We start from the raw sequence: 12,664 nt of genomic DNA, 5'->3' as shown, positions 1-12,664 counted from the left end.
CACCTCTCGTGAAGATCGCCGCCGCCGACGTCATCGTCACCAGCCCGGACCGGAACTTCGTCACCCTGAAGATCACCACCGACGACGGGCTCACCGGCCTGGGAGACGGCACCCTGAACGGTCGGGAACTGGCCGTCGCGTCGTACCTGCGCGACCACATCGTCCCGCTGCTCATCGGCCGGGACCCGCACCGGATCGAGGACACCTGGCAGTTCCTCTACCGCTCGGCGTACTGGCGGCGGGGGCCCGTCACCATGGCGGCCATCGCCGCCGTGGACGTGGCGCTGTGGGACATCAAGGCCAAGGCCGCCGGGATGCCGCTCTACCAACTGCTGGGCGGCGCGTCGCGCACCGGCATCATGGCGTACGGCCACGCGTCCGGCCGCGACCTGCCGGAGCTGTTCGACTCGATCCGCCGGCACCTCGACGAGGGCTTCCGGTCGATCCGCGTGCAGACCTCCGTGCCCGGCATCAACGCCGTCTACGGCGTCGCCACCCAGCCCAGCGTCGACGGCAGGCGGTACGACTACGAGCCGGCGCAGCGCACCCCGCTGCCCGCCGAGGAGGACTGGGACACCCGGGCCTACCTGCGCCACCTGCCCGCCGTCTTCGAGGCGGTGCGCAGCGAGTTCGGGCCCGAACTGCCGCTGCTGCACGACGGGCACCACCGGATGACACCCATCCAGGCCGCGAAGCTCGGCAAGGCGCTCGAACCGTACGACCTGTTCTGGCTGGAGGACTGCACCCCGGCGGAGAACCAGGAGGCGCTGCGCCTGGTCCGCCAGCACACCACCACCCCGCTGGCCATCGGCGAGGTCTTCAACACGGTCTGGGACTACCAGACCCTGATCCGCGAGCAGCTCATCGACTACGTCCGGTCCGCGGTGACCCACACGGGCGGCATCACGGCCATGCGCAAGCTGCTCGACTTCGCCGCCCAGTACCAGATCAAGTCCGGCATCCACGGGCCCACCGACATCTCGCCGGTCGGCATGGCCGCCGCGCTGCACCTGGACCTCGCGATCCACAACTTCGGCATCCAGGAGTACATGAAGCACGGTCCGCTCACCGACGAGGTGTTCCGGCAGTCGTTCACGTTCGCCGACGGCTACCTGCACCCCGGCGAGCAGCCGGGCCTCGGCGTCGAACTCGACGAGGCCGCCGCCGCGTCGTTCCCGTACGTGCCGGCCTACCTGCCGTTCAACCGCCTCGCGGACGGGACGGTCCATGACTGGTGAGCTCCGCTCCACCCGGCACGTCGTCGTGATGGGGGTCTCCGGCGCGGGCAAGAGCACGGTGGCGCGGGGGATCAGCGAGGCCACCGGGCTGCTCCTCGCCGAGGCGGACGAGTTCCACACGCCGGAGAACGTGGCGCGCATGCGCGCCGGCGTACCGCTCGACGACGCGGCCCGGTGGCCCTGGCTGCGGGAGTTGGCCGGGTGGATGGCCGCGCGCGGTGCCGAGGGCCGGTCGACGGTGCTGGCCTGCTCGGCGCTGCGGCGCTCGTACCGGGACGTGCTGCGCCAGGGACCGCCCTCGGTGGACTTCGTGCACCTGGACGGGTCGGCCGAGGTCATCCGGGAGCGGATGTCCCGCCGCACCGGTCACTTCATGCCGGCCAGCCTGCTCGAGTCGCAGCTCGCCACCCTCGAACCGCCGCAGCCGGACGAGTCCGTGCTGGTGCTCGACGTGGCGCTCGACCCGGGCGAACTGGTGGCGCGGGCGGTGGAGGGCCTGGGCCTGCCCGCCGCGAGCCGCGTGGGGGACGGCTGACCCCGGTCCGGCCGGAAGTGTCGGTGACGGTCGCTACGGTTCCCGTATGGTGACCGTCGCCGACGTCCGGGCCCTGGCCCGCACGCTGCCGCGCAGCAGCGAGCACCTGATCCGTGACCGGGTGAAGTTCCGGGTCGGGTCGATCGTCTACGTGGCGTTCAGCCGCGACGAGGCGACGATGGGCTTCGGCTTTCCGAAGGAGGAGCGGGACGCGCTCATCGCCAGCGAGCCGGACCTGTTCTTCCTGCCCCGCCCGTCCGACCTGCGGTTCCACTGGGTCTGCTGCCACACGGCCCGCCTCGACCACGCGCACATGACCGAGCTGGTGACCGAGGCGTGGCGGATGTGCGTGCCGAAGTTCCTCGCCCGGCAGCGGCTCGGCGACTGAAACGCCGCCGACCCGACGGGTGTGCCGTCAGGCCGGGCGCGGCGCGATCGCGCCGTCGACCGTACGCAGGATCAGTCGCAGCACCTCGTGCCGCGACGCGCCCGTCTCCGTCTGGTACGACCACCCGGCGTAGAGCTGGGACCAGATGAGGCTCTGCACCCAGTCGACCGGCAGGTCCGGGTCGATGGTGCCGTCCCGGTGGCCGCGCTCGACCATGGCGGCGAACGCCGGATCGCACCCGCCCGATCCGCTCCAACCGCCCTCGGCCGACAGCAACGACTCGTTGAACAGGACCGACAGCACGGCGCCGAGGTCGAAGTACTCCTGACACAGCCGGCGTACGGCGGAGGCTCCGGTGCCCTCGACCATCCGCGCCTGGGTCGTGGCCCGCGTCAGCCGGGCGGACGCCTCGGCGCTCACGGCGCGCAGCAGGTCGGCGCGGTCGGCGAAGTAGCGGTGCAGAGTGGTGCGGCCCACCTCGGCGGCGACGGCGATGTCCGCGAGCGACGCGGCGGGATTGCGCCCGAGCAGGTCGATCGCCGCCTCGACGATGGCCTGCCGGGTGCGGGCCCGGCTGCCGGACACCTGTGCCTCGGTCACCGGACGAGGATAGCAACGGGCTACTTCGGTGAAGTCATTGCCTGAAACGGAACACGAGTGTTCCAATAAGGGAATGCCACCATCCATCGCGCACGCCCTGCCCCGCTTACGCCTGCTCCTGTCGTTCGTGGCCCCGCACCGGGCGACGCTGCTCCTCGGCCTAGTGCTGGGCCTCGCGGCCAACGCCGCCGGGCTGGCGACCCCGATGGTGACCAAGTGGGTCCTCGACAGCCTCGGCGCCGGGGCGTCGATGACCCGCCCCATCGGTGTGCTCCTGGCCCTCGTCCTCGTCGGCGCCGCCATCACCCTGTGGCAGTGGCGGCTGCTCGGCGCCCTGGCCGAGCACATCGTGCTGGACGCCCGCACCGCCATCGTCGGCCGCTACCTCCGGGCCCGCCTCGGCGAGCTGCAACGCCGTCCGACGGGTGAGCTCGTCACCCGGGTCACCTCCGACCCCGCGCTGCTGCACCAGGCGTCGAGCAGCATCGTCGGCCTCGTCAACAGCGCCATCGCCCTGGTCGGCACGCTCGTGCTCATGGGACTGCTGGATCTGTTCCTGCTCGGCTGCACCATCGCGGCGGTCGTCGTCGTCGCGGCGGTCATGGGGGCGCTCCTGCCCGCCATCGGCAAGGCCACCACGGCCGCCCAGGAGTCGGTGGGGCGTCTCGGCGGCACGCTGGAAGGAGCGCTGCGCGCCATCCGGACCGTCAAGGCCAGCCGCGCGGAGGCGCGGCTGGCGAACGGGTCGTGGCCGACGCGCGGGACGTCGCGGCGCACAGCGTACGGGCGGCGCGGATCAGCGCCTCCGTCTGGACGGTCGCGTGGACGGGGATCCAGCTCGCCGTCATCGCCATCCTCGGCATCGGCGCGTGGCGAGCCCAGCGGGATCTGCTGGAGATCTCCAGCCTCATCGCCTTCCTGCTCTACACCTTCCAGCTCATGGGCCCGATCACCGAGCTGACCCAGAACGTCACCGCGCTGCAGGCGGGCGTGGCCGCGGCCGGCCGCATCCGCGAGGTCGAGGCCATCGGCGTCGAGCCGTCCGCCCCCACGGTGGCACCGAGAGAGGACCCCGCGCGAGAGACACGACCCGCCCCGGTCCTCGCGTTCCGGGGCGTCACCGCCCGGTACGGCCCGGACGAGCCGCCCGCGGTGCGCGGCATCGACCTGGACATCCCCCGCCGGGGCCACACCGCCGTCGTCGGGCCGTCCGGGGCCGGCAAGACCACCCTCTTCTCGCTCATCCTGCGGTTCCTCGAGCCGGAGCACGGCGAGCTGCTGCTCGACGGTCGTCCCTACCGCGCCTGGAGCCACGAGCAGGTGCGCGCCCGGCTGGCGTACGTCGAGCAGGAGACCCCGGTGGTGCCCGGCACGATCCGCGACAACCTGCGGTTCGCGCACCCGGACGCCACCGAGGCGGAACTCCGGGAGGTCCTGACGGCCGTCCAGCTCGACGAAAAGGTCGACTCGTTGCCGGACGGGCTCGACACACCGCTCTCGTCCACCGAGGTGTCCGGGGGCCAGCGGCAACGCATCGCGCTCGCCCGGGCCATGCTGCGGACGCCCGAGGTCCTCCTGCTGGACGAGGCGACCGCCCAGCTCGACGGCCTCACCGAGGCGGCCCTGCACGAGTGCATCCGGCAGCGCGCCGCCGTGGGCGCCGTGGTCACCATCGCCCACCGGCTCTCCACCGTGCTCGACGCGGACCGGATCGTCGTCCTCGACGGCGGCCGGATCAGGGCGCAGGGCACCCACCGCGAGCTGCTCGCCGCCGACGACCTCTACCGCCGGCTCGTCGAGGCGTTGCGCATCGCCGCGGACCGGGACGTGGCGTCGGTGGCCACCGTGTAGCGGGACGATGGCCAGGAGCGGTCGTCGTCGTACCGGCGGGTGACGCCGGAAACCGGTACGGTGCCGGCGTGGAGATCGGATTCGCCGTGCCCGTCTCCGGCTCGTGGGCGACGCCGGAGCACATGGTCCACATCGCCCGCCGCGCCGAGCAGCTCGGCTACCACTCGCTGTGGACGTTCCAGCGCCTGCTCGTCCCCGCCGACCTCGGCTGGAGCGAGACGTACCACAGCGTCCAGGACCCGCTCACCACGCTGGCCTTCCTCGCCGCACACACCACGCGGATCCGGCTCGGCGTGGCGGTGCTCAACATGCCGTTCGTCTCGCCGGTGCTGCTCGCCAAGCAGACGGCGACGCTCGACATCCTCACCGACGGGCGCCTCGACGTGGGGTTGGGGCTGGGCTGGTCGGCCGAGGAGTACGAGGCCACCGGCGCCAGCCGGCAGGGTCGCGGCCGGCGGGCCGCGGAGTTCCTCACCGTCCTGCGCAGCCTGTGGCAGGACGACGTGACCGAGCACCGCGGCGAGTTCTACCGGGTGCCGCCGACCCGGATGGACCCGAAGCCGGTGCAGCGGCCACACCCACCGATCCTGCTCGGCGGGCAGGCGCCCGAGGCGCTGCGCCGGGCCGGCCGGCTCGCCGACGGCTGGATCAGCGGCAGCCAGACCGACCTGACCGGCATCGGCAGTTCCGTCGCTGCCGTGCGGGACGCCGCGCGGAAGGCGGGCCGCGACCCCGACGCCCTCCGGTTCGTCTGCCGGGGCGCCGTCCGGGTGCGGTCCGAGGGCGGCGCCGACCGGGAGCCCCTCACCGGGCCCCTCGACCAGATCCGGGCCGACCTCGGGCGGCTCGCCGAGGCCGGCATCACCGAACTCTTCGTCGACCTCAACTTCGATCCGGAGATCGGCTCGCCCCGCGCGGACGCGCAGGCGTCGCGGCGACGCGCCGACGAGGTGCTCGACGCGCTCGCGCCGACCCGCTGACACGGCCCCGGCCGGCGTCGGTCCGCCACCGCCGGCCCGCCTCGTCAGGCGCCGATGCGGGGGACGACCGGACGGACCTCGACGGGAGCGCCGGGCCGGCCACCGGGGCGCGACGTGTAGTCGGGGACGCCCACGCAGGTGAACAGCAGCGCCGCGAGGTCGTCCGACGCGCCGAGCAGGCCCGGGACCTCCGAGTCCAGGAAGGTCATCCCGGAGGCGCTCGCGCCCAGCGCGTACGCCGCGAGGTGCAGCCGTCCCTCGACCAGCCCGGCCGTGAGCTGGGCGTCCCGGTAGGTGCGGTCGTCGAGCGTGGACGCCGGCGTGGCCGCGACGACGACGTACGCCGCGTCGGCGGCGAGCGCCTGGTCGAGGCAGATACGCAGCAGCTCGTCGCGTAGCTCCGCGGCCCGGGCCGGCCGGGTCAGGTCGGGCCAGCGGTAGACCCCGGGCGTCACCCCGTCGACGCCGTGCACGACGACCCAGTGCGGCACGGCCACGCCACGCAGGGCGGCGGCCAGGGGCCACTCCAGGAGGTCACGCGGAAGCGTCCGGGTCCGGTCCATGCGGCGCTGCGACCCGCGCCGGCGGACGACCTCGTCGAGCGGGTCGGACACCGGGGCGTCCGGCAGGGCGGGCGCGTCGGGCCAGGGCTCCCCGAGGACGTCCCGTTCGCCGGCCCGCTGCGCGGCCGTGCAGAGCGGCAGCTCGACCGGCGGCAGGGTGCCCGGCGCGGCCGGCGCGTCCGGTTCGATCGCCGGCTCGCCGTCGCCCAGCGTGAGCAGGGCGAGGGGGTACTCGTGCACCCCGTCGGCGCCGACGAGCCGCCGCACCGTGGCGTCCGGGAAGAGCGTCCGCAGCCTCGGCGGGATGCCGGCGCTGGCCGCCGCCGCGCTGAGCTGGGACAGCAGCGTGCCGGCGTCCCAGTAGAGGTGCCGCCAGCCGCGTTCGGCGTAGCGCCACCCGGTCCGCCACGGCACGCCCGTCACGACGAGCGTGGTGGCCGCGCCGGCGGCGGCCGGAGCGAGCCGGACCAGCGCGTGCCGGACGGGGTCGTACCAGTACACCCCGTCGGGCACCCCCGTGACGCCGCGGGTGCTCGCGTAGACCTCCAGCGGGAAGCGGGCCCCGGCCGACCCGGCGGCGCGGTAGAGGACCGGCCGGCCGTTGCGGACGGCGGTGCGCACCACCCCGGCGCCGAGGAAGAGCACCCGGCCGAGCTGCGCGGCGTCGAGGGGCCGCGCCGGGCCGGCGACGCCCGCGAGGACGGTCGTGGCGGGGACGCCGGGCTCGGGCAGGTCGCGGGGCAGCTCGACGACGGGCAGCCCGTCCGGGTAGGCCTTCAGCGGCGGCGGCAGCGTGGCGGGGTCGTTCGGGACGAGGTCGTGGCGGACGCGCGGGTCGTCCACGGGCACGTCCCACTCGCGGGCCGGGGCGTACGACGTGAGGCGGTGCAGCAGCCCGGCACCGGAGTCGAGATCCACCCGACCATCCTGCCAGCGCCCGTCACCGGGCGCGCGTCCGCGCGCCCGGCGGCCTGTGAGCTGGCTTACCTTCGCTCTCCCGGGGAATGCCACGCGCCGCCGGCGATTTGGTGGCAGGTGTGATCACTACGTGGATACCGGCCCCGGTCCGTCGCGCGCACCCGGGGGCGGGTGCGTGACCGCCCCCGTACGCCCGCCGGACCCTGCCCCGACTTCCGGCGACCTCATGGGCGCCGGCCAGCGGCTGCGTCTCGTCCTGGTGCTCGGTTCGCTGATCGCCATCGGACCGCTCACCATCGACATGTACCTGCCCGCGCTCCCGGACATCGCCGCGGACCTCGACACGACGTCCGCGGCCGTCCAGTTGACGCTCACGGGCACGCTGGCGGGGCTCGCCTTCGGCCAGTTGCTGGTCGGCCCGCTCTCCGACGCGGTGGGCCGGCGCACGCCCCTGCTCGCGGGCATCGGGCTGCACGTCGTCGCGTCGGTGCTGTGCGTCGTGGCGCCCAGCATCGAGGTCGTCGGCGCGCTGCGGCTGCTGCAGGGCCTGGGCGTGGCGGCCGCGTCGGTGGTGGCGATGGCCGTCGTGCGCGACCTGTTCGACGGCGCCGCCTTCGCGCGGCTGTTCTCGCGCCTCATGCTGGTCATGGGTGTGGCGCCGATCCTGGCCCCGACGCTGGGCAGCGGACTGCTGCGCTGGTCGGACTGGCGGGGCGTGTTCGTGGCCCTCGCCGCGTTCGGCGTGCTGCTGCTCACCGTCGCGGCGGTCGGGCTGCGGGAGACCCTTCCGCCCGCGGCACGCCGGCGCGGCGGGGTCGCGGCCACGGCACGGGTGTACGGGTCGCTGCTGCGCGACCGCACCTTCGTCGGTCTCGTCCTGGTGACGGGCCTCGCCATGGCGGCGCTGTTCGCGTACGTGGCCGGCTCGTCGTTCGTCTTCCAGGAGCAGTACGGCCTGGACGAGCAGGAGTTCGGGCTGGCGTTCGGTGCGGGCGCCGTCGGCCTCATCGCGGCGACCCAGCTCAACGTGCGGCTGCTGCGCCGCTACCCGCCACAGCGGATCCTGGTCACGGCCCTGGCCGTGGGCACGGTCGCCGGCCTCGCGCTGCTCGCCATCGCGGCCAGCGGCTTCGGCGGGCTGCCGGCCGTCCTGGCGTCGCTGTGGGTGGTCCTCGCCGCGGCCGGCCTCGCCATGCCGAACGCTCCCGCCCTGGCGCTGTCCCGGCACGGCGAGGCGGCCGGCACGGCGGCGGCGCTGCTCGGCGCGGTGCAGTTCGGCGTGGGCGCGCTGGCGGCGCCCCTCGTGGGGGTGCTCGGCACGGGGATCGTGGCGATGGCCGTGGTCGTGGCCGGCGGCATGGTGGCCGCGCTGGGCGTCCTCGTCGCGGTCGTCCGGCCGGCGCGGCTCGGCGAGGTCACGCAGCCGGCGGTGGCCGTGGCCGTGCACTGACCGCCGCCCGGGGGCGAGGGTGCGCCGGTCACGCCGGACCGGGAACCGGTCACCGATCGCGGGGCTGCCGGGCGGGGGTGGGGATCCTCTAGGCTGCGCACGTCCGGACGGACGATCGAGGGGAGACGATCGTGTCGAACAGCGCCGCCGACACCGCGGGCCAGGAGATTCCACCGTCCGGTGTGGACGCGTCCGTGCCGCACTCCGCCCGGGTCTACGACTGGTGGCTCGGCGGCAAGGACAACTTCGCGGTCGACCGGGCGATGGGGGCCGCCCTCGTCGAGGCGATCCCGACCCTGCGCACCATGGCCAGGGAGAACCGGCGGTTCGTGCACCGGGTGGCCCGCTACCTGGTGGGGGAGGCCGGCATCCGGCAGTTCGTCGACATCGGCACCGGCATCCCGACCCGGCCCAACCTGCACGAGGTGGCCCAGGCAGTCGCACCGGACACCCGCGTGGTGTACGTCGACAACGACCCCATCGTGCTGGCGCACGCCCGAGCCCTGATGGTCAGCACCGACGAGGGGCGCAGCGAGTACATCCACGCCGACCTGCGCGAGCCGGAGAAGATCCTCGCCGACGAGCGCCTCACCGGCACGCTGGACCTGGACCGGCCGGTGGCGCTCACCCTCATCGCCGTGCTCATGCTGCTGCGCGACAGCGAGGATCCCGCCGGGAAGCTGCGTACGCTCGCGGACGCCCTGCCCTCGGGCAGCTACCTGGCGATCACCCACCCGACTCAGGACTTCAACCCGGCGCAGATGAGCGCCGCGGTCGCCGCGGCCACACAGGGCCACATGACCCTGGTGCCGCGCACCCGCGCGGAGGTGGAGCGGTTCTTCGACGGATGGGAGCTGGTCGAGCCGGGCATCGCCCCGGTCATGGCCTGGCGGCCGGAGGACGGCGAGCCGGACGACCCGTACGCCGCGTACTACTGGGCGGGTCTCGCCCGCAAACCGTGAGGTGTGCCGACGTCGCCGACGGGTACCCGCGCCCGGACGACACCCGGGGGAGGCGCGCATGGCGATCGAGGCTCCGGACTACTTCCGGCCCGAGAACGGGATGGTGCTCACCCACCTGCTGATCGTGCGGGACGTCGACCGCTCGCGCGAGTTCTACCGGCGGGTGCTGGGCGCCACGGTGGTGCGCGAACGGCACCCGGCCATCCTGCGGTTCCACAACAGCTACATCGTGATCAACGACGAGGGTGGTCCCACCGACGACAAGCCGGGCGTACGCGCGCAGGCCCCGTCGGATCCGGACGCCCTGAGCGGCGCGCTGAACGTCCGCGTCACCGACGTCCGGGCGGTCTACGAGCAGTGGCGTTCCCGGGGTGGGGAGTTCCTGACCGAGCCGAAGGACCACGGCGTCGAGATCCGGTGCTACCTGCGGGACCCGGACGGCTACCTGATCGAGCTCGGCCAGGGCACCGGGATCCTGGCCGAGGTCGGGGAAGCGGCCTCGGCCTGACCGCCTCGGGGCGGAGCCGGGGCGTACGGAATCCCCGGCTCGCCGACCCGCTCGCCCTGTTTTGGGCTATTTTCGCACTGTTGGGCCGGATGCTTCCCGGCGGCAGAGCGGAGAGGGACCATGCCAGCGGGGAGACCGTCGCGACGCCGCCCGCCCCGGCCGCTCGGCGTGCCCGTGCTGCGGCCGGTGCCGGCCGGTTGGTGGCTCGACGGCGTGTCGCTCGCCGCGCTGGTGGCGCTCACCGCCGGTCTCATCTGGTGGCAGCCCCTGCTGCGCCTGGACATCGTCGTCCGTGACTGGTGCGACCAGCACCGCCCGGGGCCGGTGTCGACGATGATGTGGTTCTTCGACCACCTCGGTCAGGGCGGCATCCTCACCGCCGTGACCGTGGGCGTCTCCTTCTGGCTGGCCTGGCGGCACCGGACGGTACGGCCGATCATCCCGGCGGGACTGGCGCCCATCGTCAGCACCGTGCTCATCGTGGGACTCAAGCGGTGGACCTCGCGGGGCGCTCCGCACCACGGGTCCGTCGAGATGTTCAGCGACGGCTGGGAGGAGTACTACCCCTCCGGGCACGTGAGCAACGGCATCGTCTACTACGGCGTGCTCGCGATGCTGCTCGCGCCCTACCTGTCGGTGCTCGCCCGCCGCCTGCTGATGTGGGTGCCGGGCGTGCTGACCTTCATCGGCACCACCTACCTCGGCTACCACTGGCTCACCGACAGCGTCGGCGGATACCTGCTCGGACTGCTCGTCGTGCGGCTGCTCCTGCGGGTGCCGTGGCGGACGCTGCCGCTGCCCCGGCTGCTCGACCGCCGCAGGTGAGCGGACGCGCGACGGGCGGAACCTCGTCGGTGCGGTCCGCTTAACGCTTGTCATCCTTTCCCCGGCGCCGTCACCCGGGTTCGTCGGGCGTCGTTTTCCGGAGCGTGGAATTCATGCGCCCGGCCCCCATTCCGGCGACCCCCACCGACCGGAATCAACGCGTCTGCCGACTGCCCAGGGCCGGCGCCGTATAACGGGCCGAAACCTACTTTGGTAGGCGCCGGCCGTCACCATGGGCTCTTCGACGTGCCCTTTGCCGGGTGCCCCGGGCAAGGAACGTGCCGCAACTTGCACTCGTCGATGTCGACGCAATCCACCTGACGCGCAATTCCCGGTCACATTTCCATTGACGAGGGCAAATCTTGACTTGCGTGTGAAATTGGCGCACCGTGAAGTCCTTCGCTGACCCACGGGGCGCGATTTCCGGGCACGGTGGCCGGTCGGACGAGTGTGTCCGTCCGGCGTCGAAGAACTGGAGGCGTCATGCGGTTGCACCCCTTCGACGAGCCCTACCTCACCGATCCGGCGCCCGTGTGGCGGCGCCTGCTGGACGAGCCGGACGGCGTCGTCCACGATCCGGATCTCGGGCTGTGGCTGATCGGCGGCCACACGCACGTACGGCGGGCGCTCGCCGACCCGTCGGCGTTCGGCAACGCGCTCACCCTCGCCCCGATCTACGACGTCTGCCCCGAGGCGTTGGAGATCATCATGCGGATCGACGCGCCGCCCACGACGGCCGCGGCGGACCCGCCGGTGCACCCCCGGACCCGCCGCGCGCTGCGTGCCACGTTCGCCAACACGCCGGACCGGGTCGAGCAGCGGTACGGCCCGATCGTCCGCCGCCGGGTGGACGAGCTGGTGTCCCGGCTGGTGGCCCGGAGCGGCCAACGGGTGGACCTCGTCGCGGAGTTCACCACCGAACTGCCGCTGCTGGTCCTGCTGGACCTGCTGGGCGTTCCCGAGCGGGACATCGGGCGGGTGCGCGCCTGGGCCGACGGGCAGATCGCGTTGATCTGGGGCCGGCCGGACCCCGCCGAGCAGGTACGGCTGGCGCAGAGCCTGCTGGAGTTCTGGCACTACTGCCAGCACCTCGTCCAGGCCCGCCTCGACGGCGGTCGCCCCGGAGACGACTACGTGGGTCTCGCGCTCGCCTACCGCGACGGCGACGACGGGGTGCTGACCGTCACCGAGGTGGCGAGCATCGTGTTCAACCTCCTGGTGGCCGGGCACGAGACCACCGCCGGCCTGCTGGCGCACGCCCTCGACCAGGCGCTGTCGGTCCCGGCGCGGTGGCGGGCCATGGTCGAGGATCCCGCGCGCATCCCCGCGTTCCTGACCGAGACGCTGCGCGTCGCGCCGGCCATCGACGGCTGGCTGCGGGTCACCCGCCGGCCGGTGGCCCTCGGCGACGTCACGATCCCGTCCGGCGAGCGGTGCCTCCTGCTGATCGGCGCGGCCAACCGGGATCCGGCCGTGTTCGGCGACCCCGACCGCTTCGACCCGGGACGGGCCGACGGGGCCGATCACCTGTCGTTCGGTCACGGGCCGCATTTCTGCATTGGCGCGGCATTGGCGCGACTGGAGGCCGGCGTCGCCCTCGCGCGCCTCACCTCGGCGATTCCCGGTCTCCGGGTAACACCCGAGTACCGCCGTTCATACAAGCCGAATGTTGCATTTCGCGCCCACCGTGAGTTGCCGGCGACCGTCGATACCGCACCGCCACCCGGCCAACGGCCGGCGCCGGAGGCGGCCGTTGCCGAATCACCCGCGGCCGGGCTCCGGCCCTGATCCCGTCCACATGAGCTGCCATTTCCCGGCAACCGGCCGGGTCCCGGAGGCGCGTCAC

At 73.6% G+C, this 12,664-nt stretch carries 13 protein-coding genes; 11 read left to right on the top strand and 2 right to left on the bottom strand.

The window, feature by feature from the left end:
• Nucleotides 1-8: 8 nt before the first annotated feature.
• Genes manD through ACSNOA_RS20070 form a run of 3 tightly spaced genes read left to right on the top strand, consistent with a single transcriptional unit; the run spans nt 9 to nt 2,161 of the window.
• Nucleotides 9-1,238 carry a D-mannonate dehydratase ManD gene (gene manD / locus ACSNOA_RS20080; protein ID WP_436660432.1) on the top strand — a complete coding sequence of 410 codons (1,230 nt, stop codon included), beginning with the start codon at nt 9-11 and terminating at the stop codon, nt 1,236-1,238.
• Nucleotides 1,228-1,773: a gluconokinase gene (locus ACSNOA_RS20075; RefSeq protein ID WP_436660430.1), complete on the top strand. Its 546-nt coding sequence runs from the start codon at nt 1,228-1,230 to the stop codon at nt 1,771-1,773. The genes manD and ACSNOA_RS20075 overlap by 11 nt, the downstream gene beginning before the upstream one ends.
• A gap of 46 nt (nt 1,774-1,819) precedes the next feature.
• On the top strand, nt 1,820-2,161 hold the full coding sequence (locus ACSNOA_RS20070; RefSeq protein WP_436660429.1) for an MmcQ/YjbR family DNA-binding protein: 342 nt from the start codon (nt 1,820-1,822) through the stop codon (nt 2,159-2,161).
• 27 nt (nt 2,162-2,188) lie between these two features.
• Here the strand turns inward: ACSNOA_RS20070 and ACSNOA_RS20065 are convergent, their stop codons facing one another.
• Nucleotides 2,189-2,761: a TetR/AcrR family transcriptional regulator gene (locus tag ACSNOA_RS20065; protein WP_436660427.1), complete on the bottom strand. Its 573-nt coding sequence runs from the start codon at nt 2,759-2,761 to the stop codon at nt 2,189-2,191.
• A 73-nt stretch (nt 2,762-2,834) separates the two neighbouring features.
• Here ACSNOA_RS20065 and ACSNOA_RS20060 point away from each other — a divergent pair, with 73 nt between their 5' ends.
• The 3 genes from ACSNOA_RS20060 (at nt 2,835) to ACSNOA_RS20050 (ending at nt 5,592) form a co-directional block, all read left to right on the top strand.
• Nucleotides 2,835-3,722, top strand: a complete 888-nt coding sequence (locus tag ACSNOA_RS20060; RefSeq protein ID WP_436660425.1) for an ABC transporter transmembrane domain-containing protein — start codon at nt 2,835-2,837, stop codon at nt 3,720-3,722.
• Nucleotides 3,701-4,612, top strand: coding sequence for an ABC transporter ATP-binding protein (locus ACSNOA_RS20055; RefSeq protein ID WP_436662387.1), 912 nt, complete (start codon nt 3,701-3,703; stop codon nt 4,610-4,612). The genes ACSNOA_RS20060 and ACSNOA_RS20055 overlap by 22 nt, the downstream gene beginning before the upstream one ends.
• 68 nt (nt 4,613-4,680) lie before the next feature.
• Complete coding sequence (locus tag ACSNOA_RS20050; protein ID WP_436660423.1) at nt 4,681-5,592, top strand: TIGR03619 family F420-dependent LLM class oxidoreductase; 912 nt, start codon at nt 4,681-4,683, stop codon at nt 5,590-5,592.
• Nucleotides 5,593-5,636: 44 nt separating this feature from the next.
• Here ACSNOA_RS20050 and ACSNOA_RS20045 read toward each other — a convergent pair whose 3' ends face one another.
• Nucleotides 5,637-7,073 (bottom strand): hypothetical protein, encoded by a 1,437-nt coding sequence (locus tag ACSNOA_RS20045; RefSeq protein ID WP_436660422.1) that lies wholly within the window; start codon nt 7,071-7,073, stop codon nt 5,637-5,639.
• Nucleotides 7,074-7,299: 226 nt separating this feature from the next.
• Between ACSNOA_RS20045 and ACSNOA_RS20040 the strand changes: the two genes are divergently transcribed.
• From ACSNOA_RS20040 to ACSNOA_RS20020, 5 genes are all read left to right on the top strand, one after another.
• The gene (locus ACSNOA_RS20040) at nt 7,300-8,523 is read left to right on the top strand and encodes a multidrug effflux MFS transporter (RefSeq protein ID WP_436662386.1); all 1,224 of its coding nucleotides are present in this window, start codon (nt 7,300-7,302) and stop codon (nt 8,521-8,523) included.
• A 167-nt stretch (nt 8,524-8,690) separates the two neighbouring features.
• Nucleotides 8,691-9,485 (top strand): SAM-dependent methyltransferase, encoded by a 795-nt coding sequence (locus ACSNOA_RS20035; protein WP_436662385.1) that lies wholly within the window; start codon nt 8,691-8,693, stop codon nt 9,483-9,485.
• 58 nt (nt 9,486-9,543) lie between these two features.
• Nucleotides 9,544-9,993: a VOC family protein gene (locus ACSNOA_RS20030; protein WP_436660421.1), complete on the top strand. Its 450-nt coding sequence runs from the start codon at nt 9,544-9,546 to the stop codon at nt 9,991-9,993.
• Between the two features lie 120 nt (nt 9,994-10,113).
• Nucleotides 10,114-10,818: a phosphatase PAP2 family protein gene (locus ACSNOA_RS20025; protein ID WP_436660419.1), complete on the top strand. Its 705-nt coding sequence runs from the start codon at nt 10,114-10,116 to the stop codon at nt 10,816-10,818.
• A gap of 483 nt (nt 10,819-11,301) precedes the next feature.
• A complete protein-coding gene (locus ACSNOA_RS20020) occupies nt 11,302-12,606 on the top strand; it encodes a cytochrome P450 (RefSeq protein ID WP_436660417.1) in 1,305 nt (434 codons plus the stop codon).
• The last annotated feature ends 58 nt before the right edge of the window (nt 12,607-12,664 follow it).

It is taken from the genome of Micromonospora sp. URMC 103, assembly GCF_051386435.1.
Taxonomy (GTDB): Bacteria; Actinomycetota; Actinomycetes; order Mycobacteriales; family Micromonosporaceae; genus Micromonospora.
The sequence above is the reverse complement of the archived record's forward strand: the minus strand, read 5'-3'. Positions and strand labels throughout refer to the sequence as shown.

Coding starts and splice junctions, on each gene's coding strand:
- ACSNOA_RS20075 (WP_436660430.1), top strand. CDS start 1,228: ATGACTGGTGAGCTCCGCTCCACCCGGCACGTCGTCGTGATGGGGGTC.
- ACSNOA_RS20070 (WP_436660429.1), top strand. CDS start 1,820: ATGGTGACCGTCGCCGACGTCCGGGCCCTGGCCCGCACGCTGCCGCGC.
- ACSNOA_RS20060 (WP_436660425.1), top strand. CDS start 2,835: ATGCCACCATCCATCGCGCACGCCCTGCCCCGCTTACGCCTGCTCCTG.
- ACSNOA_RS20055 (WP_436662387.1), top strand. CDS start 3,701: ATGGGCCCGATCACCGAGCTGACCCAGAACGTCACCGCGCTGCAGGCG.
- ACSNOA_RS20040 (WP_436662386.1), top strand. CDS start 7,300: ATGGGCGCCGGCCAGCGGCTGCGTCTCGTCCTGGTGCTCGGTTCGCTG.
- ACSNOA_RS20030 (WP_436660421.1), top strand. CDS start 9,544: ATGGCGATCGAGGCTCCGGACTACTTCCGGCCCGAGAACGGGATGGTG.
- ACSNOA_RS20025 (WP_436660419.1), top strand. CDS start 10,114: ATGCCAGCGGGGAGACCGTCGCGACGCCGCCCGCCCCGGCCGCTCGGC.
- ACSNOA_RS20020 (WP_436660417.1), top strand. CDS start 11,302: ATGCGGTTGCACCCCTTCGACGAGCCCTACCTCACCGATCCGGCGCCC.